This is a genomic window from Paraburkholderia sp. Ac-20340, from assembly GCF_017104965.1.
Classification (GTDB): domain Bacteria; phylum Pseudomonadota; class Gammaproteobacteria; order Burkholderiales; family Burkholderiaceae; genus Paraburkholderia.
In genome coordinates this window covers 219985-243012 of sequence record NZ_JAAGPR010000007.1, presented here as the reverse complement: position 1 = coordinate 243012, position 23028 = coordinate 219985, and the positions used below count along the sequence as shown (strand labels likewise).

General features: G+C 63.1%; 22 protein-coding genes. 13 read left to right on the top strand and 9 right to left on the bottom strand.

Going from position 1 to position 23028, the window contains the following annotated elements; all coding sequences use genetic code 11:
* Positions 1-249 precede the first annotated feature (249 nt).
* The 6 genes from G3N59_RS12235 (at position 250) to ggt (ending at position 7039) form a co-directional block, all read left to right on the top strand.
* Complete coding sequence (locus G3N59_RS12235; protein WP_205982868.1) at positions 250-951, top strand: CDP-alcohol phosphatidyltransferase family protein; 702 nt, start codon at positions 250-252, stop codon at positions 949-951.
* On the top strand, positions 948-1787 hold the full coding sequence (locus G3N59_RS12230; RefSeq protein ID WP_205982867.1) for a 2OG-Fe(II) oxygenase: 840 nt from the start codon (positions 948-950) through the stop codon (positions 1785-1787). The genes G3N59_RS12235 and G3N59_RS12230 overlap by 4 nt, the downstream gene beginning before the upstream one ends.
* Entirely contained in the window at positions 1784-2794 is a 1011-nt protein-coding gene (locus G3N59_RS12225) for a flippase-like domain-containing protein (protein ID WP_205982866.1), read from the top strand. The genes G3N59_RS12230 and G3N59_RS12225 overlap by 4 nt, the downstream gene beginning before the upstream one ends.
* Before the next feature lie 26 nt (positions 2795-2820).
* Positions 2821-3600, top strand: coding sequence for a phosphocholine cytidylyltransferase family protein (locus G3N59_RS12220; protein WP_205982865.1), 780 nt, complete (start codon positions 2821-2823; stop codon positions 3598-3600).
* A gap of 153 nt (positions 3601-3753) precedes the next feature.
* Positions 3754-5157: an MFS transporter gene (locus tag G3N59_RS12215; protein ID WP_205982864.1), complete on the top strand. Its 1404-nt coding sequence runs from the start codon at positions 3754-3756 to the stop codon at positions 5155-5157.
* 151 nt (positions 5158-5308) lie between these two features.
* A complete protein-coding gene (gene ggt / locus G3N59_RS12210; RefSeq protein ID WP_205982863.1) occupies positions 5309-7039 on the top strand; it encodes a gamma-glutamyltransferase in 1731 nt (576 codons plus the stop codon).
* A gap of 5 nt (positions 7040-7044) precedes the next feature.
* On the opposite strand, the gene G3N59_RS12205 is transcribed toward ggt, so the two are convergent.
* Positions 7045-7278: a hypothetical protein gene (locus tag G3N59_RS12205; protein WP_205982862.1), complete on the bottom strand. Its 234-nt coding sequence runs from the start codon at positions 7276-7278 to the stop codon at positions 7045-7047.
* A 201-nt stretch (positions 7279-7479) separates the two neighbouring features.
* On the opposite strand from G3N59_RS12205, the gene G3N59_RS37305 reads away from it, so the two are divergent.
* Entirely contained in the window at positions 7480-8289 is an 810-nt protein-coding gene (locus G3N59_RS37305) for a LuxR family transcriptional regulator (protein ID WP_205982861.1), read from the top strand.
* Positions 8290-8327: 38 nt separating this feature from the next.
* Here G3N59_RS37305 and G3N59_RS12195 read toward each other — a convergent pair whose 3' ends face one another.
* The 3 genes from G3N59_RS12195 to G3N59_RS12185 form a co-directional block, all read right to left on the bottom strand.
* A complete protein-coding gene (locus G3N59_RS12195; RefSeq protein ID WP_205982860.1) occupies positions 8328-8513 on the bottom strand; it encodes a DUF2783 domain-containing protein in 186 nt (61 codons plus the stop codon).
* A gap of 56 nt (positions 8514-8569) precedes the next feature.
* Entirely contained in the window at positions 8570-10267 is a 1698-nt protein-coding gene (locus G3N59_RS12190) for an FAD-dependent oxidoreductase (protein WP_205982859.1), read from the bottom strand.
* Between the two features lie 162 nt (positions 10268-10429).
* Positions 10430-11257, bottom strand: coding sequence for a helix-turn-helix transcriptional regulator (locus tag G3N59_RS12185; RefSeq protein ID WP_205982858.1), 828 nt, complete (start codon positions 11255-11257; stop codon positions 10430-10432).
* 302 nt (positions 11258-11559) lie between these two features.
* Between G3N59_RS12185 and G3N59_RS12180 the strand changes: the two genes are divergently transcribed.
* Entirely contained in the window at positions 11560-12585 is a 1026-nt protein-coding gene (locus G3N59_RS12180) for a VTT domain-containing protein (protein WP_205982857.1), read from the top strand.
* Between the two features lie 57 nt (positions 12586-12642).
* Here the strand turns inward: G3N59_RS12180 and G3N59_RS12175 are convergent, their stop codons facing one another.
* The gene (locus G3N59_RS12175) at positions 12643-14064 is read right to left on the bottom strand and encodes a DHA2 family efflux MFS transporter permease subunit (protein ID WP_205982856.1); all 1422 of its coding nucleotides are present in this window, start codon (positions 14062-14064) and stop codon (positions 12643-12645) included.
* Between the two features lie 256 nt (positions 14065-14320).
* On the opposite strand from G3N59_RS12175, the gene G3N59_RS12170 reads away from it, so the two are divergent.
* Positions 14321-15349, top strand: coding sequence for an aldo/keto reductase (locus tag G3N59_RS12170; RefSeq protein WP_205982855.1), 1029 nt, complete (start codon positions 14321-14323; stop codon positions 15347-15349).
* 18 nt (positions 15350-15367) lie between these two features.
* Here G3N59_RS12170 and G3N59_RS12165 read toward each other — a convergent pair whose 3' ends face one another.
* Positions 15368-15544: a hypothetical protein gene (locus G3N59_RS12165; protein ID WP_205982854.1), complete on the bottom strand. Its 177-nt coding sequence runs from the start codon at positions 15542-15544 to the stop codon at positions 15368-15370.
* A gap of 571 nt (positions 15545-16115) precedes the next feature.
* Positions 16116-16817 carry a carbonic anhydrase gene (locus G3N59_RS12160; protein WP_205982853.1) on the bottom strand — a complete coding sequence of 234 codons (702 nt, stop codon included), beginning with the start codon at positions 16815-16817 and terminating at the stop codon, positions 16116-16118.
* Here G3N59_RS12160 and G3N59_RS12155 point away from each other — a divergent pair.
* Positions 16816-17133 carry a hypothetical protein gene (locus G3N59_RS12155; RefSeq protein ID WP_205982852.1) on the top strand — a complete coding sequence of 106 codons (318 nt, stop codon included), beginning with the start codon at positions 16816-16818 and terminating at the stop codon, positions 17131-17133. The two genes, G3N59_RS12160 and G3N59_RS12155, sit on opposite strands and share 2 nt — an antisense overlap.
* A 158-nt stretch (positions 17134-17291) precedes the next feature.
* Here G3N59_RS12155 and G3N59_RS12150 read toward each other — a convergent pair whose 3' ends face one another.
* Positions 17292-18536, bottom strand: coding sequence for an MFS transporter (locus tag G3N59_RS12150; RefSeq protein ID WP_205982851.1), 1245 nt, complete (start codon positions 18534-18536; stop codon positions 17292-17294).
* Between the two features lie 155 nt (positions 18537-18691).
* Here G3N59_RS12150 and G3N59_RS12145 point away from each other — a divergent pair, with 155 nt between their 5' ends.
* Together G3N59_RS12145 and G3N59_RS12140 are read left to right on the top strand one after the other, a co-directional pair.
* Entirely contained in the window at positions 18692-19585 is an 894-nt protein-coding gene (locus G3N59_RS12145) for a LysR substrate-binding domain-containing protein (RefSeq protein ID WP_205982850.1), read from the top strand.
* Positions 19586-20084: 499 nt separating this feature from the next.
* Complete coding sequence (locus tag G3N59_RS12140; protein ID WP_205982849.1) at positions 20085-20468, top strand: BON domain-containing protein; 384 nt, start codon at positions 20085-20087, stop codon at positions 20466-20468.
* A 116-nt stretch (positions 20469-20584) separates the two neighbouring features.
* Here G3N59_RS12140 and G3N59_RS12135 read toward each other — a convergent pair whose 3' ends face one another.
* Positions 20585-21538 (bottom strand): LysR family transcriptional regulator, encoded by a 954-nt coding sequence (locus G3N59_RS12135; protein ID WP_205982848.1) that lies wholly within the window; start codon positions 21536-21538, stop codon positions 20585-20587.
* A gap of 132 nt (positions 21539-21670) precedes the next feature.
* On the opposite strand from G3N59_RS12135, the gene G3N59_RS12130 reads away from it, so the two are divergent.
* On the top strand, positions 21671-22987 hold the full coding sequence (locus G3N59_RS12130) for an MFS transporter (RefSeq protein ID WP_241023390.1): 1317 nt from the start codon (positions 21671-21673) through the stop codon (positions 22985-22987).
* Positions 22988-23028: the final 41 nt, after the last annotated feature.

The window sequence follows — 23028 nt, the reverse complement described above, 5'->3', positions numbered from 1 at the left end:
GCGTGCACAACCGGGGCCGATGCGAAAGGGCTGCACTGTACGCGGGTTTGCGCGAGCGTGCTCGCGGCAAAGCACGACGCAGCCCGCTGCGATTTCCGGCCGCGCGCGTCACCGCAACACCGCGCCACATTCCGCGCCAGGCCGTGTCAGGCAAGGAAAGCCAACCGTCCTCTTGCGAATCAATAATTTACACGCAAGTATGTTAGGCGCGAAAGCGTACTAAGACGCCTTACACTATACTTCCCGGTTATGACTGGAAAAGACCAACCTGTTAACCCGGCGCCCCGTGTGGTGCCGCTGCCGCGCACGTGGGATGCTCGCGCGGCGCGCTGGCTCGTGACACCGCTTGTCTCCACCCGCGTTACCCCCAATCATCTGACTACGCTGCGCCTGCTGATCGGCGTCGCCGGTGCTTTTTATCTGGCGCGCGGCGATTTTCTGCACGTCAATATTGGCGCCTTTCTGATCGTTCTGTCGAATTTCGTTGATCACACCGACGGCGAACTCGCGCGTATCAGCGGCAAAACCAGCCGTATCGGCCATTTCTACGATCTCGCGGCCGACGCCGCCACGACCATCCTGCTGTTTTTCGGCATGGGCTATGGCCTGGGCGTTGCGTCCGCTGGAACGGCTGCGGCCGAATGGCACGTGCCGCCGGCCGTGCTCGGCGGTATCGCCGGCGTGGCGGTCGCGGTAATCTTCTTCCTTCGCATGCGTATCGAGGAAATGGCGGGCAAGTCCGGCACGCAGCAGGCTTTCGTCGGCGGTTTCGAGACGGAAGACGTGCTGTATCTGTTGCCGCTTGTGACGCTCACCGGAATCGCATCGCCGTTTGTGTTGGCCGCCTCGATCGGCGCGCCGCTGTTCGCGGCTTATGTGGTGCTCGATTACTGGCGCGTGACGCGCCGTGCGGCCGGCAAGGAAACCAGTCAGGTTTGGATCAGCAGATGAGTGTGCAAGCAGAACAAGAACAGGCCGCAACGGGCGATGCGCGCATGGCGGATGGCCAGAATGCCTTTGCGGATGCGGTGCCCGACGCCGCCATTGGCCGCGCGCTAGGCGGCCTCGACTCGACGCAACTGCGCGACGAGTATGTGAATCAGGGCTCGTTCCTGTATCTCTCCGACTTTCTGCCCGCGGACGCCACGCAGCGGCTCATCGACGCCGCCAACGCGCTGATGCCCGAGGTCAATCGCAATTTCATTCCCGGCCACAAGGCGGGCGGCAGTGTGAGCCGTCACACGATCGACCGTCTGCAGCCGTATATCGCCGAGCTTTACCGCTCGCCCAAGCTGCTCGCCTGGCTCGAAAAGATCACCGGCGACAAACTCCAGCTTTCGCCCGAAGACGATCCACACGCTTACGCGCTGTATTACTACACGCGCGCGGGCGATCACATCGGCTGGCATTACGACACCTCGTATTACGACGGCCGCCGTTACACGGTGCTGCTGGGCGTGATCGACGACTCGTCGTGCATTCTCGATTACGAGCTGCACACGCGCGATGAAAACAAGGCCGACGAACCGGGCGCCGTGCAATATCCGCCGGGCGCGCTGGTGCTGTTCGACGGCGATAAACTGCGCCATCGCGTGACGGCCAGCCGCGAAGGCGAGGTGCGCGTTTCGCTCACGTTCGAATACGTGACCAACCCGAACATGCGTCCGTGGCGCCGTTTCATCTCGAACATGAAGGACGCGATTGCGTACTTCGGCTTCCGCCAGGTGTTCCGCAAGGCGCTGCAGTCCGCCACCGGCGGCGCGCGCAAGACCGGAGAGCGGGCGTGAGCCGTGTTGCCATCCTGCTGCTGTCGATCGGCACGGCACTGTTTATCGCGCTGCTGGCGTGGCAGGGTCTCGGCTCGATCACGAGCACGCTGGCGGCTGCCGGCTGGGGACTCGCGCTCGTCGCGGCGTTCCACGTCGTCCCGCTCGCACTGGACGCCGGCGCGATTGCGGTGATGTTCAGGAAGGGCGAGCGCGTCGATCAACGCGACGCGCTGCTCGCGCGCTGGAGCGGCGAGTCCGTCAACAGCCTGCTGCCGGCCGGCCAGATCGGCGGCCCGGTGGCGATGGTGCGTCAGCTTGCGCAGCGCGGCATGGCCATGCGCGACGCGGCAGCGGCCATCACGGTCAGCACGACGCTGCAGGCCGTGGCGCAGATCGTCTTCGCGGTGTTCGGCATCGCGCTCTTTTCCGCTTACGCCGCCAATGGCGCGCCGCGCGATCTCGGCGTGGCCGCGATCATCGCCACGGTCGTGCTCGGCGGCATGATCGCCCTGTTTTACGTGGCGCAGCGTCGTGGCCTGTTCGGCCGTTTGCTTCGCCTCGCGGCGAAGGTGTTCGGCAAGCGCGACTGGTCGTCGCTTGCCACGCGCGCCGACGCCATCGACGTAGCCGTCAAGGAGCTCTACAACGAACGCGGCCGCGCGGCGGCCAGCTTCGCGCTGAGCCTCGCGGGCTGGCTCGTCGGCACGGCGGAAGTGTGGCTCGCGCTGCATTTCCTCGGCCATCCGGTCGGCTGGATCGACGCGCTGCTGCTGGAAAGCATCGGCCAGGCGATCCGCGGCGCGGCGTTCGCCATTCCCGGTTCGCTCGGCGTCCAGGAAGGCGGCTATCTGCTGCTCGCGCCGCTCGTCGGCCTGCCGCCCGAGGCGGCACTCGCGCTCTCGCTCACCAAGCGCGCGCGCGAAATCGTGCTCGGTTTGCCGGGCCTTCTGTATCTGCATTTCAGCGAACGTAGCTGGCAACGCCGGCGCGCCCCGCGCGTCCCCGCTGTCGAAATCGCCGATTGACCTTTTTCTCCCAAGGAACGTTGCGCATGCGCGCCATCATTCTCGCGGCAGGCCTTGGCCTGCGCCTTCAGCAACGCGCTGGAGAACAGTTTCCGAAATGTCTGCTGCAATTCGAGGGCGTGTCGCTGCTCGAACGTCATCTGCAGATGCTCGAATCGGCGGGCGTTACCGAAGTCGTGCTCGCGCTCGGCTTCCAGCCTGAACTGGTCGAGGCCGAACTCAAGCGCATCGGCTGGCCGCACAAGGTCGAAGTGGTGATGAACCCGCGTTTCGATCTGGGCAGCGTGCTGACGGTGCATCGCACCGCCGAAGCCATGACGCGCGGCGGCGACGTGCTGCTGATGGACGCCGATGTGCTGTACGACGAGCGCGTGTTCGCGCCGCTGGTGGCAGGCGAGGCGCCGGCCAACCGTCTGCTGATCGACCGCGATTTCGAAGCCGGCGACGAGCCGGTGAAGCTGTGCCTGCGTGACGGCGTGCCCGTCGAGCTGCGCAAGCAGCTGGCCGTGGGCCTGCAGTACGACACCATCGGCGAATCGGTGGGCTTTTTCCGCCTGAACGAAGCGACGGCGAAGCGCTTCGCGCAGATCGTCGAAGGTTATGTCGATACCGGCCGCGCGAACCTGCCGCACGAAGAAGCGCTGCGCGATCTGCTGCTCGAACGCGGCGCCGAATTCGAAACGGCCGATGTCACGGGCGCACCGTGGATCGAGATCGACTTCCCGAACGACGTGACGCGCGCCGCCGAACAGGTGCTGCCGCAACTCACGCCGGTCGCGAGCCGCATGAAGCAGATCGCCGGGTAATCGCACTGCGTTGATGAGCGAAAAGGCCACCGTCAACGGTGGCTTTTTTGTTTCTGCGCGCCGCTCCATCTGTTGCCGGCCGCCCGCTTTCCGCAACACAGTGCCATAATGGCAGCTTTACGCCATCAGCCACGCTGATCGTCGTTCCTGCCCATGCCACTTGCCCTCGGCGCTTTCATCGTTCCGCTCATTGTCGCGTGCTCGATGTTCATGGAGAACGTGGACGCGACGGTCATCGTCACTTCGCTGCCCGCGCTGGCCCGCGATCTCGGCCAGGACCCCATTACGCTCAAGCTGGCCGTCACGAGTTATGTGATCGGCCTGGGCGTGTTCATTCCGATCTGCGGCTGGGTGGCCGACCGCTTCGGTTCGCGCAATGTGTTCCGCACGGCCATCGGCATCTTTATGGCGGGATCGCTGCTGTGCGCGGCGTCGCGTTCGCTGGAGATGTTCGTGGCCGCGCGCTTCGTGCAAGGCATCGGCGGCGCGATGATGGTGCCGGTGGGCCGCATCATCATCTTCCGTTCGCTGCCGAAGTCGGACTTCATTCGCGCCGTCAATTATCTGACTGTGCCCGCGTTGCTCGGTCCGGTCGTGGGGCCGCCGCTCGGCGGCTTTATCACCACGTATCTGCACTGGCGGCTGATTTTCTTCGTCAACATTCCGATTGGCGTGCTGGGTATCTGGCTCGCGAACCGGCATATCGCCAACATGCACGAAGAGCATCCCGGGCCGCTCGACTGGCTGGGTTTTCTGCTCTCGGCGGGCGGCGCATCGCTCTTCATGCTCGGGCTTTCGCTGGTGGGCGGCGAGCTGGTTTCCAATACGAAAGCCGTGACGATGTGCGTGATCGGCGCGCTTTTGCTGGCGGCGTACTGGTTCTACGCGCAGCGCGCCGAGCGGCCTGTTCTCGATCTGAAATTTTTGCGTATCCCGAGTTTCAACGCGAGCGTGGCTGGTGGCTCGCTGTTTCGTATCGGACTCGGCGCGGTGCCGTTCCTGTTGCCGCTCGCGCTGCAGGAAGGGCTGGGCATGACGGCGTTCGCTTCAGGGGCGATCACATGCGCGTCCGCATTCGGCTCGATCTTCATGAAGGCGATCGTGTCGCGCGTGCTCGGACGCTTCGGCTTTCGCAAGACGCTGATCGTGAATGCCGCGGTGGCGGGCGCGGCCATCGCCATTTACGGCGCGTTTTCGCCGGGCACGCCGGTGTGGCTCATCTGGTTCATCGTGCTGGCGGGCGGCATCTTTCCGTCGCTGCAATTCACGGGCCTCAATTCGCTGGCTTATGCCGATATCCCCACGAAAGACATCGGCCGCGCGACCAGTGTGGCCAGCGTGATCCAGCAGGTGTCGCTCGGCTTGGGCGTGACGATCGCGGGTATCGTGCTGCAAGTTTCGCATCGGATACAAGGGCATGCGAGCATCGTCTGGACCGACTTCTGGCCGGCGTTTCTGGTGGTCGGGTTGTTCTCGGTGGCGTCGATTCCCGTCACGATGCGTTTGCCCGCCAATGCAGGCGATGAAATCGCACGCGGGCGGCGCGGGCAGACTTGAACGCAGATGTTTGACCCGCGTGAGCTATCGGCGGATCGCCGGATCGCAAACGATTTCTGTGCGTGCTATAAGCGTTGGGACCGGGCCACAAGCCCGGTGAAAGCTGGGCAAGAACGCGTTATACGATGAACCGAATCATGGAGGTCACTCAATGAAGCTGGTCGATAGAACGAAAATTTCCGCTGCCGCTCTCGCACTCGTTTCACTTTCCGCTTTATCCGCGGGCTTTCTTGAAGCCACGCCGGCCTTTGCCAAAGATACCCAGCCAGGCCCCGTCGTTCTGAATGCATCGGCCGTTGCCGTTGCCGATAAATATGCCGCCGATGCCGCCGAAGAGATCTTCAAGGCAGGCGGCAATGCCGTCGATGCGGCGGTCGCCATTGCCTTCTCGCTGGCCGTGACTTACCCGGAAGCGGGCAATATCGGCGGTGGCGGTTTCATGACGCTCTATGTGCACGGCAAGCCTTATTTCCTCGATTATCGCGAGCGCGCGCCGCTGGCCGCTACGCGCACGATGTATCAGGACGACAAAGGTAACGTGATCGAAGGCAAGAGCCTTTATGGTTACGACGCCGTGGGCGTGCCGGGCACGGTTGAAGGCATGTGGGAAGCGCAAAAGCGCTTCGGCAAGCTGCCGTGGAAACAGGTGCTGCAACCCGCGATCAAATACGCGCGCGATGGTTTCATGGTCGACGAGCAACTGGCGAAGCGTCGCGAGGATGCCTCGAAGGAATTCGGTGGTAAAACCAATTTCGACCAGTATTTCGGCGAGATGAAAGTGGGCGAGACCTTCAAGCAGCCCGATCTTGCCAATGTGCTCACGCGTATCGCCAATCAAGGCGCGAAGGACTTCTACGACGGCAAGACCGCCGATCTGATTGCCGCATCGATGAAAGGCCACGGGCTGATCACGAAGCGCGATCTGCAGGAATACAAGGCCGTGTGGCGCCAGCCGGTCGAAGCGAAATGGAACGGCTACGAAGTGATTACCGCGCCGCCGCCGAGTTCGGGCGGCGTGGGCCTCGTGCAATTGCTCAAGATGAAGGCCGATCTCGCACCGCAATTCAAGGACGTGCCGCTCAATTCGCCGCAATACATTCATTTGATTTCGGAAATCGAAAAGCGCGTGTTTGCGGATCGCGCGCAATACCTGGGCGATCCTGACTTCTACAAGGTGCCGGTCGCGCAATTGACCGACGACGCGTATATCGCCAAACGCGCCGCCGAAGTCGATCCCGACAAACCTTCGGATACGAAGAGCGTGCAGCCGGGACTCGGCACCTCGATGCCGGAAAAGGCCGAGACCACGCATTTTTCGGTGGTCGACAAATGGGGTAACGCCGTGTCGAACACCTACACGATCAACGGCTACTTCGGCTCGGGTGTGGTGGTGCCGGGCGCAGGCATCGTGCTCAACGACGAGATGGACGACTTCTCGGCCAAGCCGGGCGTGCCGAATATGTTCGGCGTGGTGGGCAGCGACGCGAACGCGATTGCGCCGAAGAAGCGCCCGCTGTCGTCGATGTCGCCGACCATACTCACGAAGGACGGCAAGGTGTCGCTCGTGATTGGCACGCCGGGCGGCTCGCGCATTTTCACGTCGATCTTCCAGGTCATCAGCAACATCTACGACTTCAAGATGCCGCTCAAGGATGCCGTGGGCGCGATGCGTTTCCACCATCAACTGTTGCCGCCCAACACGATCTTCTGGGAGCCGTATGAGCCGATCGACGGCGATCTCGCGAAGCAGGTCGAAGCGAAGGGTTATGTGCTGAAAGGGCAGAACTTCAACGGCGACATTCAGGCGATCCGCATCGATGGCGATACGCCCGAAGCGGCTGCCGATCCGCGTGGACGTGGCGTGACGCGCATCGTGCAATAAGCCGCTTAGACGCTTGCGGTCAATGCTACCGGTTGCGGGCGCACCTTGTTTCCGATGGGAAATTTTTGCCGGGAAAGTTTTCCTGAAATGAGAGGATGAAGCGCAAGCGCGCGCAATCGGTCACGAAAAGTTCGCATAGGGTGCGCGTTTGTCCTCTTTAATGAGGATTCCAGCGCGCAGGGCATCGCGTAGGATGCAATTTCCGGCGACGGTGAATACCAGCCGGCGTGTGTTTTCATGGGCGGCTCCGGCTGCCCATTTTCTTTTTGCGCACGGCTTTTTCGCCACGCTTTTTCCAGTTTTCCCTCCTGATTTTCCCGCGGTGTTGTGCGCCCGCACGCTGCCTTGAATTCGGTAAAACCGCTATATAAGCTATAACGTTCGTGGCTCTCCGCTAGCCCGTCAACCGCAATCCCAACGCAGGGTCACTGGCGCCGCGCATGTACCTGACAAGCCGCGAACTGGCGTTGCTCGCCGATATCTTCAAGCTGCTGGCCGACCGCTCGCTGCCGGAAGCGGTGCTGCGTTACGAAGCGGGGCGGCGTCTGCTCGATCTGCTGCGCGCGGATTTTCTCGGCTCCTATGTGTGGGATGACGCGCAGGGCAGGTTTGCGAACCGCGTCGCCATCAATATGTCCGCCGACAATCTCGGCGATTACGAACGCTATTTCCAGTTTCGTGATCCGCTCACGCCATTGCTGCAACATCAGCGCGGAGCGGTGCGCGTGACCGATGTCATCGCGCATGAAGAACTCGCGCGCACCGAACTCTTCAACGATTTCCTGCGGCGCGACGGCTTGCACTGGGGTTTGAATCTGTTCGCATGGGACGGCGACACGAATATCGGCGATCTGCGCATCTGGCGCGGGGACCATCGCGAGAATTTTTCCGATCACGAACTGGCGATGCTCGACCTGATCCGGCCGGCGTTTACCGCCGCGCTGGCACGCTCGCGCGACGAAGGGCTGAACGCGAAGGCGCTGGAGGGAGAACCGGTGCTGCTACCAGGCGCCTTACCCAATGCGATCCCTAACGCGTCGCCCGATGCGAGCGACCTGATCGCACGCCTCACGCGGCGCGAGCGCGAGGTCGTGACACTGGCCGCCGAAGGCCTGCTCGACAAGGAAATCGCGCAACGGCTGGGCATTTCCTATACGACCGTGCGCACTCATCTCGATCGCTCGTTCCAGAAACTCGGCGTTAGCAATCGCTCGCGGCTGGCGCGGCTGCTGCAAACGGCGCGACGTTGACGATCGGAAACATGGCGCGCGGCATGACGGTGGGCGGCTTATTGCGCTATCGGCATATCTTCACGTGCGGCTTCGATCAGACTCAGCGCAGCCTGCGCATCACCGATGTGCTCGAGCGCGAGCAGCGCGAAACGGGCGAGAAAAAGCGGCGTATTGGCTTCGCCCAGTTGCGTCATGGTCTTGCATAACTGGGTGTACACGGTGTCGAGATCGCTGGCGTTCATGGTGTTTTCCTGATGGGTTGATTGCGTCGATGGGGCAGCGTTGCGACTTACGCATTTCACGCGGCGCGCAGTGCATGAGCGAGCGCCTGCAGCACGCATTGCGCGAGGGTGGCTCCGCTGCCTTGCCAGCGTCCTAGTACGTGGCCGTCCGGTCGCACGAGATAGAGCGTGCCAGGCGTCGCGCCATACATCGGAAAGAGGCGGCCCGTGTGGTCCCAGCCGCAGCGTTGCGTGATATCGGCTGGCGTCTGTTGCGTGAGCGGCACGAGCGTGAAGGGCACCTTGCATGACGTCTCGATTGCGGCCAGTGCAGGTGGCGCACCACCGTCATCGCCGAAATAAAACGCCGTGAAATGCGGGCCGACGAGATCCGTCATGTGGCCTGCGCGTGCGCCGTGGCCATCGACGATCGTGAGCGGACATTCGGGCAGCACCGTGCCTGGCGCGGGACCACCGGCGATCGGATCGGAAACGGCGTTGAGCGGCGAGTCCTTGTAGGCAATCGCCGATGTCTGACGCGGATTGATCAGCGATCGCACGCCTGCATGGCGAGCGGCGAGACTCAACACTGCAGTGCGCATCAATTCGAAGGCGAACGACGGCGGCGCCATGAATTCAGTGCTTTTCGTGCCATAGCTGAGATTCTCGTGCGCGGCGAACACGCGTTCATCGGAATAGCTGTCGAGCAGACGCGCATTCGCGCGTCCGTGAGTCACCCAGGCCAGTTTCCACGCGAGATTGTCCGCATCGTCGATACCGGAATTCGCGCCGCGCACGCCGAAGATCGGCACGAGATGCGCGGCGTCGCCGGCGAACAGCACGCGTCCATGGCGATAGCGTTCGAGCGTGAGCGCGTTGGCCTTGTAGATGGTGATCCAGATGGGCGACCACGCGGCCGTTTCGCCCATCATGTCGAGCAGGTTTTGCACGCGCGGCATCACGTTTTCGGGCTTGACGGCGGCTTCGGCGTCTTCGCCGTCGCGCAATTGGTAGTCGATGCGCCAGACCTTGTCGGGCTGCTTGTGCACGAGCACGGTCGAGCCGGGATTCGACGCCGGATCGAAATACGCGAGGCGCTCCGTTGGCCGCGCGCTGTCGAGCAGGATATCGACAATCACATAACGGCCTTCGTAGCTCGTGCCGGTGAGTTTCAGGCCGAGCGCTTCGCGCACGGTGCTGCGCCCGCCGTCGGCTGCGACCAGCCAGTCGGTTTGCGCCTCGTAATCGCCATCGGGTGTGGACAGCGTGAGCGTCGCGCCATGCGCATCGTGCTGCACCGAGGTCACTTTCGTACGCCAGCGGATATCGATGAGATCCGCGTGACGTTCGGCGGCATCGAGCAGGAATTGCTCGATGTGGTACTGCGCGAGATTCACCATCGGCGGCAGCTTCTGGTTTTCGTCCTGCGGCATCGTGAAGTGCAGCACTTCATCGTGACGATAGAAACTGCGCCCGCCGGTCCACGGCAGGCCTTTGGCGAGAAAGCCATCGAGCGCGCCCAGGCGTTCGATGATTTCCAGGCTGCGGCGCGAAATACAGATCGCGCGGCTGCCGTGACAGACCGACTCGTCGGCTTCGATCAGCACCGAGCGCACGCCATGTTTGGCGAGACCCAAGGCGATAGCGAGTCCCACCGGCCCGCCGCCGACGATCGTGACGGCGTGGCGCTGTGTTTCGCGGCCATCGGCGAGGGCGGGAAGGCGGGCGTCGTACTGCTTCGCCTCGAAGGGATAGGGCTTGAATTCGACGCTCATTGCGCGTTGTCTCCGATCGGAAATTTTTGTTCGCGCGCGGGACGCGAGAGGTCGCGCGCGGCACCGCCGGCTTCGTTAGCCGACGGCGATGCAATGAGTATCGCGTGCGGGGGAGACGGCGCTGTCCTCATTTTGGGTACAGCGCCAATGGTGCGAGGCGGGTTAGCGCGCGTCGTTGGCGAGGCAGAGCGCGAACAGTTGACGCTGGCTGGAAATACCCAGGCGTCGATACGCGCGCTTCTGATAGGTCACGACACTGCTGGGCTTCACGCCCATGTGTTCGGCGATTTCGGCGGCGCTGAGTCCTTCGAGCACACCGCGCAGCGCGTCGAGTTCGCGCTTCGACAATTCGGGGCAGAGGCTGCGCAGCCGCGCGAGCATCAATTGCGGAATGCCCATCTGGCTCTGCCCGCGCAGCGCGTAATGATGTTTCGTCGCCTCGCCGATCAGCGGCGCCAGCGACTCCACCAGTTCCACCTGACCCGGCTGGAACATGCCGGCGTCGCGCTCGCGGTAGAGATTCACCGAAAGCCAGATGTCCGCAGCGGGTTGCAGCAGCAGGGAGAGCCGATCGGAGACATTGGGCGTGGCGTAGCAGGTCTGGCGATAGCCTTCGTGCGCGATGTCCTCGCTCGACTGCCAGTGCAGCACGAGCGAGTTGCCCGGCTGGCTGGCGGCTTCGCCGGTGACGATGCGCTGATTACCGTCGAGCGCGTAAAACAGGCGCGCGTAGGTATCGGCGACATCACGCAGAAAACGCCCGCCGCGATGGTCGGCCACGGAAACCGTGCGCGGTCGGTTGCCGAATTCGTACGCGAACACCGTGCATTGCGAAACCGAGGTGGCCGGGCCGAGCAGATTCAGCACTTCGGTCGCGAGCGCATTGCTATCGCCGCCGCCAATCGCGGAAACGAGGCGGGTGACGCGGGACAGATCGAATGCGCCGTTGGAGGCCGCTGGTCCCGTTCGGTCGAGACGCCAGTAACGCATGTTTCTTTTACGAAAACGAGAAAACTCTGTGAGCCATGAATGAAGGAAAACGATGCAGAAAAACCACAGATAAAGACTTTCGAGGTTAGCACCGAATTCGTCCGCAGCGTCGGCCCGCATGGGCAGGGAAAGCACCAGGCGCAGGGCCGTATCTTCACCTCGCGCGATACCCGTTTCGCCCACGCGGGCAACGGCGGCGAGCAAGCAAGAAGTCGCCCAGTTGGGGTAATCTCCGTACTTGCGCCAAAACAGCGCAGATGTTTCCTTTCTTATCAGATCGCTTCCAGTCGGAAACCCCCGCAATGTGGACTCTTCCCACCGCCATCCCGCCCGATTTCGGCACCGGGGCGGTTTTTCTCAGCGTGCTCGTGACGCAACTCGGCGTGCCGGTTCCCGCCGCGCCGGTGTTGATCCTGGCGGGCACGATGGCGGCCGGCGGGGAAGCGTCCTATGTGAATCTGCTGCTCGCGGCCGTGGTGGCGACGCTGTTCGCGGATTCGCTCTGGTTCACCGCAGGCCGCATGCGCGGTCGCCGCCTGCTCAACGGACTCGTGCGCTTTTCGCTGTCGCTCGATACGACGATCCGCGTGGCGCGCAACGTGTTCGAACGCTACGGCGCGCCGATCCTTTCGGTGGCGAAGTTCGTGCCGGGACTCGGGCTGATGTCCGCGCCGCTGCTCGGCACCACGACGATGGACGTGCGTATTTTTCTGCTCTGGGATGCGGTGGGTGCGACGCTCTGGGCGGGCACCTGGCTGATCGGCGGGGCGGCGCTGCATTCGGAAATCGCACGCTTCGCGATGTTCGTGCGCGCCAATGGCTGGACGATTTTCGATGTGCTCGCGGTGGCGGGCGTGCTGTTTCTGGCGTATCGCTGGGCGCGCCGCCTGCAATTGCGGCACTGGCTGGCCACGCATCGCATCTCGCCCGATCAGCTCGACGACATGATGAAATCCGCGTCGCCGCCGATCGTTTTCGACGCGCGTCCGCAAACCGTGCGCGAGAAAGAGTCGTACCGGATTCCGGGTGCGCGGCCGCTCGATCTCGATTCGAGCGAGGCGCTACCGCCCGAACTGGTCGCGCGGCCCATCGTGGTGTACTGCGTGTGTCCGAACGAGGTGACGGCCAAGCGCATCGTGAACCGCCTGCGCGACAAGCACATCTATCACGCGCATGCGCTGCGCGGCGGACTCGATGCCTGGGAGCGGCGCGGCTATCCGGTCGAGCCGCTGTCGTCGGATTTTCATGCCCTGCATGCACTGGCCGATGAAGCATTCGAAGACGGCGCGGAACAGGAGTTCACCGTTCGCGCGAGCCTGTCGAAGTAACAGGGCTTGCCAACGTCATGCGGCAGCGATGCTGCCGCATGACGTTCAAAACCATGCTCAGACACGCTGGCGGCGCGAACCGCCGCCCACATTCTGGCCCGCATCGCGCGCCATCTGTGCATATCCCCACACCGATAGCAGCGTCAACACGCCCGCGCCCAGAAACGCGAGGCGGAAGTCGTCGAGCGTGAACATGTGGCCGCTTGTTTCCCCATGGAAACTCGCGGCCACGCGCAACGCCAGCGCGCCGAATGCGATCCCCAGACCGTTCGTCATCTGCGCCGCCGCGCTCCAGAGCGTGCTGGCGGCGCTCATCTGCGGCTGCGCGACATCGGCGTAAGCGAGTGTGGCGAGCGTCGAGAACTGCATCGAGCGCGTCACGCCATAGACGAACACCACGATCAGCACGATGGCGAGCGGCACGTCGGGCGTGAGCAGGCCGCAGGCAATCATCGAGATGCCGGCAATCGCCACGTCGACCATCGCGACGAGACGAAAGCCCCAGCGTTCGAGGATGCGCGTCGTGAGCGCCTTCATGCCGAGGTTGCCGAGCGCGCTGGCGAGCAGCAGCAGACCCGCATTGAAGGCCGACAATCCAAAGCCGATCTGGAACAGCAGCGGCATCAGATAAGGCGCTGCGCCAATGCCGATGCGCGTGATCGAGCCGGTCACGACCGTCACGGAAAAGGTGGGGATTTTCAGCGTGGAAACGTCGACGAGCGGCGTGGGATGGCGCTTCGCATGCACGAACGCGATCGCGCCAACCACGATGCCGGCCGCCACGATCGCGGCTGCGCGCCACGGATTTTCGCCGGGCTGGCTCGCGAGTTCCGCGCCGTAAAGAATGGCCGTGAGCGATGCACCGCTCAGCACGAGGCCGACCACATCGAGCGGGCGTCGTTGCTCGCCGCGCAGATTCGGCACGATCGTTGCAATGGCAACGAGTACGGCAATGCCGAACGGCACGTTGAGCAGAAAGATCCAGCGCCACGACGCGTAAGTCGTGATGAAGCCGCCCACCGGCGGGCCGACCACGGGGGCAGCAATCGCGGGCCAGGTGATGGTGGAAATGGCCTGCATCAGACGGCTTTTCTCGGTGCTGCGCACGACGATCATGCGGCCCACGGGCACCATCATCGCGCCGCCGATGCCTTGCAGGACGCGCGCCGCGACGAATTCGCCGAGATTCTGCGAGACGCCGCACAACATCGACGCCAGCGTGAACGTGACCACCGCGCCGAAGAACACCGTGCGCGAGCCGCAGCGATCCGCAACCCAGCCGCTTGCCGGAATGAAGATGGCGAGCGCCAGCATATAGGCCGTCACGCCCAGGCTCAGGCCGTTGGGCCCGACGCCGAACGAGTGCGCCATTTGCGGCAGCGCCGTGGCGATCACCGTGGTGTCCAGATACTCCATGAAGAACGTCGCCGCGACGATATAGGGCAGCCAGCCGACTGCGCGTGCGCTGGTGTTGCTCATCGTGCCGCCTCGCACCCTGCGGTGTGAACGCGTTCGAAGCGGATGGGAGTGGAAGGACTCAGGCAGGACGTGCGGATCATGGTGCATCGGAAAGGAAACAAACGAGGCGACAGTTTCCGATACGAAAGTGCCGGTGTACAGCGCCGGAATGCTTGTCCAGCCGGCTGGATGAACGCGGCGGGCCTGCGACAGCGTTCCCGCGACGCGCGTACACTCGTCGGCGATTCGTCAACGCACGATTTGTGGAGGATCGGAAATGGAACACCGTTTTCTGGGCGCATCGGGCTTCAAGGTGCCGGTGCTGAGTTTCGGCACGGGCACGTTCGGCGGCAAGGGCGAGTTCTTCGAAGCGTGGGGCGCAACCGATGTGGCCGAAGCGAGCCGTCTGATCGACATCTGTCTCGACGCGGGCGTCACGATGTTCGATACCGCCGATATCTATTCGCGTGGCGTGTCGGAGTCGGTGCTGGGCGAGGCGCTCAAGGGCCGTCGCGACAAGGCCATCATTTCCACCAAGGCGACCTTTCGCTTCGACGATGACGACGCCAATAACGTCGGCTCCTCGCGTTTCCATTTGAAGCGCGCGGTCGACAATGCGCTCAAGCGCTTGCAGACCGATTACATCGACTTGTTTCAACTGCACGGTTTCGATGCGAAAACGCCAGCCGAAGAAGTGCTCTCGACGCTCGATGAGCTCGTGCGCGCGGGCAAGATTCTCTATACCGGCGTGTCGAATTTCTCGGGCTGGCATCTGATGAAGTCGCTGGGCGTGGCGGACCGTTACGGCTATCCGCGCTATGTCGCCAACCAGACTTATTACTCGCTGATCGGGCGTGATTACGAGTGGGAACTGATGCCGCTCGGCATCGATCAGGGCGTGGGCGCGGTGGTCTGGAGCCCGCTTGGCTGGGGCCGCCTGACCGGCAAGATCCGCCGCGGCCAGCCGCTGCCGCAGACGAGCCGCCTGCACAAAACCGCCGAGCAGGGGCCGCCGGTGCCGGACGAATACCTGTTCCGCGTGCTCGATGCGATCGACGAAGTCGCGCAGGAAACCGGCAAGACCGTGCCGCAGATCGCACTGAACTGGCTGCTGCAGCGGCCGACGGTGGCGACCGTGCTGATCGGCGCGCGCGACGAAGCGCAGCTACGCCAGAATCTGGGCGCGGTGGGCTGGAATCTCACGGCGGAGCAGGTCGCGAAGCTCGACGCGGCGAGCGCCGTGCGGCCGGTGTATCCGTACTGGCATCAGGAAGGGTTCAGCGAGCGCAACCCGTCGCCGGTTTGACGCGAGCGGGCAGGCTGCTTATTCGGCTTCTGCCGAACGCATGATTTCCGCCGCGCCAAGGTGGATCGCCAGCGCGTAAAAATCGCGCTCGGCAAGATTGGCGGCCTTGGCGATGGCCATGGCGCGGTGATGGTCGTGCGGATGCAGCAGCAGCTTGACTTCGATCTTGGCGGGCGACTTGAGAGCGGATTCCATGGCACAACTCCTTCGGTAACCGGGCGCGTAGCCCGTGACGGGTGCGAAGCCCATTACCAGCCGCCAAAGCGCGCGCGAGCGCGGGCCGTTCACCGTGGCGAAAGCCGCGGCGTGTTAAACGGCGCTTGACGAGGAGTGGGCCTGAAAGTTCTGACCAGCCGCGCCCGGCGAGGGCGTGGCGGCGCGATGCGCGTGCCGGCGTTAGCGCGGCGCGGGCGATCGTCCTGCGACTGCAAAGGTATTGCGGATCGTGCGGGTAGTGCGGATGTTGCGGGTGAGACGGGAATGCGGCGTCTCGTACGGCGGATACGGCAGGGAAGCACACTGCATGGGTAACCAACCTCCGGAATTATTTTTCTGCTGCGGTTGGGCACCGCATATGTTACGGACGAGAGTATAGCGAGATCGTGATCTAGGGTAAACACCTATATCGTTACCTAAGCGTCAAATCATTGTTGCGCTGTTTGAGAGAATCACTGGAATCAAGCGGAAAAAAACCGGACGACGCCTGGCGGCGTGGTCCGGTCTCTGGATACGGCGGGCGTGACGGGTGGCGTCCCGTCAGGGGCGTTTAGCCCGTGGTGTCCTTGCGCAGGCGGGCGCGAGCCTCGCCGAGCGATTCGAAACGGCCGTGCGTGTCGTCGAAAATCGACACGGTGCCCTGGCCGATGTCGTACACCCAGCCTTGCAGCTGCAGCTGGTTCTGCGCGATACGCGCCGCCACGGCGGGGTGGGTGCGCAGATGCGTGAGCTGGAGGCGCACGTTTTCTTCTACCAGCGCCTGCACGACCTGATCTTCTTCCAGGCCGCGCGTGAGCACGACGCTGCGTGCCGCCTGGGCGTTACGCAGCCAGGCCGTGACCGTGGGCATGTTGGCGGTGGCGGCGTCGCCGGAGGCGAGGCCCTTCATGGCGCCGCAGTCGGTGTGGCCGCACAGCACGATCTGCTTGACGTTCAGCGCCATCACGGCGAATTCGACCACGGCGGACACGCCGCCGAGCATTTCGCCGTAAGCCGGCACGATATTGCCGATGTTGCGGCAGACGAACAGTTCACCCGGGCGCGCCTGCGTGATCATTTCCGGCGACACGCGGGAGTCGGCGCAGGTAATGAACAGCGTATGCGGGGCCTGGTTGTTGGCCAGGCTGCGGAACAGCTCCTGGTTACCCGGAAACACGCGATGAGTGAACTCGTCCACGCCGTCGAGGAGGTGTGACAGATCGCAGCCGCACGATTCGGAGTGATCGTCGTGCGAATGGTGATGGTCTGGCATGGAAGTTTCTCTCTTTTTCATGAATCGACACAATCGAATAGCCGCGGCACACACGTGCCGGACCTGCCTGGATGTAGCTTCCCGTTTCGTTTCGGAAACGACCGTGCACAAACTGGACAATCGAAAGCGTATTTTCTCACGCGGCGAGCGCTTGCTGTATTACATCGAACGGCATGTTTCGCATTGGCGCTGCCTGATGAGCGGCTTTTGTCATACGACCGGCCAGTCGGTTGTCAGCGGGTTTTCGCTGCGTCCCGGGGCCGGCGCGGCAGCATTGTACGCGAGGCGGCGATTTATGCGAGCAGGTGTTTCCTGAAGGAAACTATTGCATCGATGGCGGGGAACGAGGTTATCGACACTTTATCGCGGCGGTGCACGTCGAATTAATTCGGATGTCGAAATAAATTGCGGAATAAAAACGCTCGCCGCAACAGCGTGCGGCGAGCGGTGCGCGCGAGCGTTAAATGCAGTGGTTCAGGACTCCATCGCGTGTTGTGTCGCGCCCGCGCGGCGTCCCGGCATGAAGTACCACACGCCCGCGAGCATTTGCAGCACGACCAGCGCGGTCCAGACGGCCTGATGCGCCACCACGGGATAGTGGCCGTCCACGGCGCTCCAGTGTCCGAGCGCGGCGCCGATGGCGATCTGCGTCACGAAAATGCCCACGAAGATCACCAGCGTGAACGTGGTGTTGACGCGGCCGATCAGGCGCGACGGGAAGTATTCGGCGAGCACGGCATAGGTGAGGATGCCGGTGCCGCCGAGTGCGCCATACGCGGCCCACAGTAGCGTCGCGGGCAGCGGGACGCGCGCGGCGAGCAGCGCCTGCACCAGCACGAACAGCGCCATGGTCACGCCGGAGAAACGCGCGACATTCACGCCGCGCCGCTCGAAAGCTCGCGCGAGCGCGCCAAAGCCAATATTGCCGACGATAAACGCAGCGCCCAGCACCGAAACCAGCGAGGCCGCGCGCGAAGCCGCGTCGACAGTGCCGGCCGGCGTCACGTCGCGCAGGAACGCGCCCACCCAGAGCGACTGCATTGCGTAGAACACCGTCTGCGTCAGCGCGGAAAACGTCGCCGTTTTCCAGAATGCGTGGCTGCGCAGAATGTGCGCGGTGCCTTTGAACTGTTCGAGCACGCTGGCCTGATGGTGCGTGTCGCGCGTGCGCGGGCCGCCAATCCAGATGGTCGCCGCCACCGCTGCGGTGAGCACGGCCAGGCCGATGCTGATCGAGCGCCACGGCGCGATCGTCAGCAGCCACGAGAGCGGGGCGCCGACCGCCACGCCGCCCAGACCGCCCACCGCCATCACGAGGCCGTTGACGAGCGTCAGCTGCGCGACCGGGAAGTGCTGGGCCGTGGCCTTGAACGCGCCGCCCAGGCAAACCGAAACGCCCACGCCCACCAGCAGCCGGCCGACCATCATCGCGCCCATGTTGTGCGAGAGCCCGAAGACGAGCGCGCCAGCGGCGGCCACCAGCATCACGCACGACGTCACGCGGCGCGGGCCGAAGTGGTCGAGCAGCACGCCGGCCGGGATCTGCGCGCCCGCGAAGCCGAGGAAATAGAGGCTCGTGAGCGTGCCGAGATCGGTGGCGGTGAAGCCCATTTCGTGCGTCAGGAACGGCGCGAAACCGAGGTTGACGCCACGGAACAGATACGAAACGAAGTAGCCGAGCGCGAAGACGGCGAATACGCGCAATCTGAGTGCGGTCATGGTTGCGATCGATCGAAGGGCGCCCGGGCCGCAAGGCAAGGCGTCCCGAAAGCGGTGGGAATGGCGGAAGACTGGCGAAAAGGCGATTTTGGCGAAAAGCCGCGCGCGAGGCCAGCGAGAGATTTCAGTCGCGATTGTGAGTAGAATTTGACGTCATGTCCCGATCGCTCCCTCCCTTGCAGGCCCTGCGCGCGCTAGAAGCGGCGGCGCGCCGGCGCAGTTTCAGCCGCGCCGCCGAAGAATTGCATTTGACGCACAGCGCCGTGAGTCACCATCTGCGCGCGCTCGAAGCGGAACTCGGCGTCGAGTTGTTTCGCCGCGCGGGCAGCCGCATGATTCCCACCGCCGCAGGTGCGCAACTCGCCGAGCGCGTGCGGCGCAGCCTCGACGATCTGCGCGAGGCGCTCGACGCCACGCGTCCGGGTGTGAGCGGCGTCACCCGGCTCGAATTGAGCGTGATGTCCGATTTCGCGTCGGTCTGGCTGATCCCGCGTCTGGGCGACTTTTACGACCGCTATCCGAACGTCGATCTTTCGCTGCGCATGCACGCCGATGTCACACCGCCCGATCCTTATCCATTCGATGTCGGCATCTGGTATCGGCGGGTGGACGAGCCGGGGTTCCAGATCCGCAAACTGCTCGACGATCAGGTGGTGGCCGTGTGCAGTCCCGCGCTGCTGGCGCGCCATCCCGGCTTTCGCATCGAGGATCTGGCGGCCATGCCGCTGCTGCGTTTCTCGCGGCGTTCGTGGCGCGACTTCTTCGAGGCGGCGGGCGTGGCCGGCGACGAGCCCGAGCGCGGCCCGGTTTTCGACGATGCCGGTCTGTTGCTGCAGGCCACCGTGGCGGGCCAGGGCGTGGCGACGGCGCGCCTGCAACTGGCGCGCGGTTTCATCGAGCGCGGCGAACTGGTGCAACTCGGCCAGGTACGCATTCCGGCTTCGCTCGACTATTACTTTACCTGGCGCGAAGGCCATCCGCGTGAAGCGGCGATCCAGCAGTTCTATCGCTGGGTAAAAACGCAACTCGCGGCGCAATTGATCAAATAAGCCCAGGCTTTTTTCTTTCGTGCGTAAATGCGGGTAATTCCTGTGTGAGTGTCTGTCAACGCAGTTTGAATGACACGCGTTGCTGGTCGATAAGGACAGGCGATTGCGTGGCTATCAATGAGGCAAAAGGCGCTTATTCATGCGGCATGGTCTTTTTATGCACGGATGTATGCACCTGATTGGCGCGGCTTAAATGGCATTCAATTGCATTCATCGATGTGGAATGCGCCGGGTGTGAGTTCGCATTGTCCTGGCATGCGGGAAAGCGTACTGGCGTGGCCTGGCGGCGCGCGTCAATTCCTCTGTTGAATTGATGCTTTTCACCCACGGTTGAATAGTTTTGGCGGCAGCTTTCGCATCAGACTCGAAATAAATAGAGTATCGTTAGTCCCCAATGCGCATGGCAGCGCCATGCAGACAGCGGTATCCGGTAGTGAATGGGTGTGTAGTGCACGGCCCGGCTGGGCCATCAAAAAACTGTGACAACAGGAGAAACTGCATGAAGGCTATTCAGGCGTTCAAACTGGCAGCCGGCACGATGCTGGTCGCTGCTTCGCTTCACGTCTATGCACAGGACGCCGCCAGCGCGCCCGCAGCCGCACCGACCGACGCCGCCAAGGCTTCGGTCCAGCAGTCGAAACAGCAATACAAATCGGCCAAGGCCGCTAACCGTGCGCTTTCGCGCAAGGTGCGTGGCGCACTGGCGAAGGCCAAGGACATCAGCGTGGCCAACATCACCGTGCGCGCCAAGGATGGCGCTGTGATCCTGCAAGGCACGGTGCCGGAGCAGGGCCAGATCGACCGCGCTACGGAAGTGGCGAAGGGCGTGGCTGGCGTGACGTCGGTGAAGAATGCGCTGACGATCCGTCCGGTCGGGACCTGATCGCCGGAGCGCGGCACGCGCCGGCCGCTTCGCGCGGCGGGCCGTGCCCGATGCTTCGAGGCCGCATGGGCAATCCACGAATGGGTTGTCCCTGCGGCCTTTTTGTTTTCAATCGTTCAAGGCTCGACGTAGTGCATTTTCTGCGATTCGCCTAGCAATAGCGGCTGGTTCGCGTCGGCGGTCGCGCGCAGATAATCCCATAGCGACGTGATGCGGCGCAGCTTGCGCAATTCCTCGCGGCTGCAAAGCCAGAAGCGCCGCGTCACCACGACTTCATCGGGCAGGATGCTGACCAGACGCGGATCGGGTTCGGCCATGAAACACGGCAGGATCGCGAGCGCGCTGCCTTGCAATGCCGCGTGATATTGCGCGATCACGCTGGTGCTGCACAGACTCGCCGTGACATTGGGCGCGCTGCGTTCGAGGTAAAGGAGTTCGTGGCTGAAGGCCAGATCGGCGACATAGCTGATAAACGCATGCTGGCGCAGATCCGCAGCCGAACGAATTGGCGGATGCTGTTCCAGATAGTCAGGTGTCCCATAGAGTCGAAGCCGATAGTCGCTGAGCTTCGTATAGACATACTGGCCGCGTTCCGGGCGCTCCAGCATGATCGCCAGATCGGCTTCGCGTTTCGACAGACTCACGAAATGCGGCACCGGTAGCAGATCGATCGACATATCCGGGTGTCTTGCCGTAAAGCGCGCCAGTTGCGGCGCAAGAAAAAAGCAGCCGAATCCTTCCGTCGATCCCACGCGCACATGCCCCGACAGCGACTGCGATCCCTGCGCGAATTGTTCGCTCGCCGATTGCACCGTGGTTTCCACTGCATCGGCATAGGCGAGCAGGCGCTGGCCTTCCGCCGTGAGCACGAAACCGCCCGAGCGCGATTTGTCGAATAGTACCGTCCCCAAAGCGGTTTCCAGTTCGCGCACGCGCCGCGCGACCGTGGTGTGATCGACGCCCAGCCGTTTCGCGGCGGCGCTCGCGCGCTGCGTGCGCGCCACTTCGAGGAAGTAGCGCAAATCGTCCCAATTCAATGTCTCCATCTGTCCCGTTGTGTTTTTTTGCATATCGGATGGGCTTTTTCATCTATATGCCGTGGATATTCGAATAACTATACTCGTTAGCAGACCGCTTCATAAAAGCTTCGTAGCCGCGTGACGGACGGTCGCCTACTATAAAGATGGAGACAAACGATGCACATGCAGTCGACCCCCGAAGGGGCGGCAGTGGCCGTTCCCGTTTCTGGACATAAACCACGCGCCCGCGACTATCTGATCGCAGGCTGGGCCAGCATGGCCGGTACCACGATCGAGTGGTACGACTTCTTCCTCTACGGCACCGCTGCCGCGCTGATTTTCAATAAGGTTTTCTTCCCCACGCTCGATCCGATTCTCGGCACGCTCGCGGCTTTCGCGACCTATGGCGTGGGCTTTATCGGCCGTCCGATGGGCGGCATCGTGTTCGGCCATTTCGGCGATCGTATCGGCCGTAAATCGATGCTGCTGGCCACGCTCTTGCTGATGGGCATTCCCAGCATGGTGATCGGCCTGATTCCTTCGTATGCGAGCATCGGCTACTGGGCGGCCGTGCTGCTGGTGGCCATGCGCTTTCTGCAAGGCATGGCGGTGGGCGGCGAGTGGGGCGGTGCCGTACTGATGGCGGTCGAACATGCGCCGCCGGGACGCAAGGGATTCTTTGGTTCGCTGCCGCAAACGGGCGTGGGTTTCGGCTTGATTCTTTCGTCGATTGCGATGGCCGCCGTGACCGCGTTGCCCGAAGCGGATCTGCTTTCGTGGGGCTGGCGCGTGCCGTTTCTCGCGAGCATCGCGCTGGTGCTGATCGGCTGGGTGATTCGTGTGCGTGTGCCCGAGTCGCCGGATTTCGAGCGCGTGAAGCGCGAAGGCGCGCCCGTGAAAGCGCCGGTGATAGAAGTGTTCCGCCGTCAACCGCGCGAATTGCTGACGATTATCGGCGCGCGCACGGCGGAAAATACCTGGTTCTATTTGGTCGTTGCCTTTGCGCTCGCTTACGCCGCGAACCAGCTCAAGATTCCCAAGGTGCAAATCCTGCATGCGATCACGGCAGGCGCGGTGCTTTCGCTCGTGACCATGCCGTTCTCGGGCTGGCTCAGCGACCGTATCGGGCAGAAACGTCTCTTTCTCGCAGGCCTCGTGATCATGGCGCTATTCGCCGCGCCGTTCTTTTCGATGCTCGAAACGCTGCATGCGGCGACAGTCTGGTGGGCGATGGTGCTGGGCGTGGGCGTCGTATTCCCGATTCTCTATGCGCCCGAATCGCAACTCTTTGCCGCGCAATTTCCCGCTGAAATCCGCTATTCGGGCATTTCGGTTTCCGTACAGGTTGCGGGCGTGCTCGGCGGTGGCGTCGCGCCGATGATCGCAACCGCGCTGCTCGCCTACGGCGGCGGCAAGCCGCATTACGTGGTGGCGTATATGGTCGTGCTGGCCGTGATCGCCTTTGTGTGCACACTCATGATGCGATCGCGTCACGAGTAAAAAATAAGCAGTCATCCTATGTAACTGGCCAAGGCCGGATC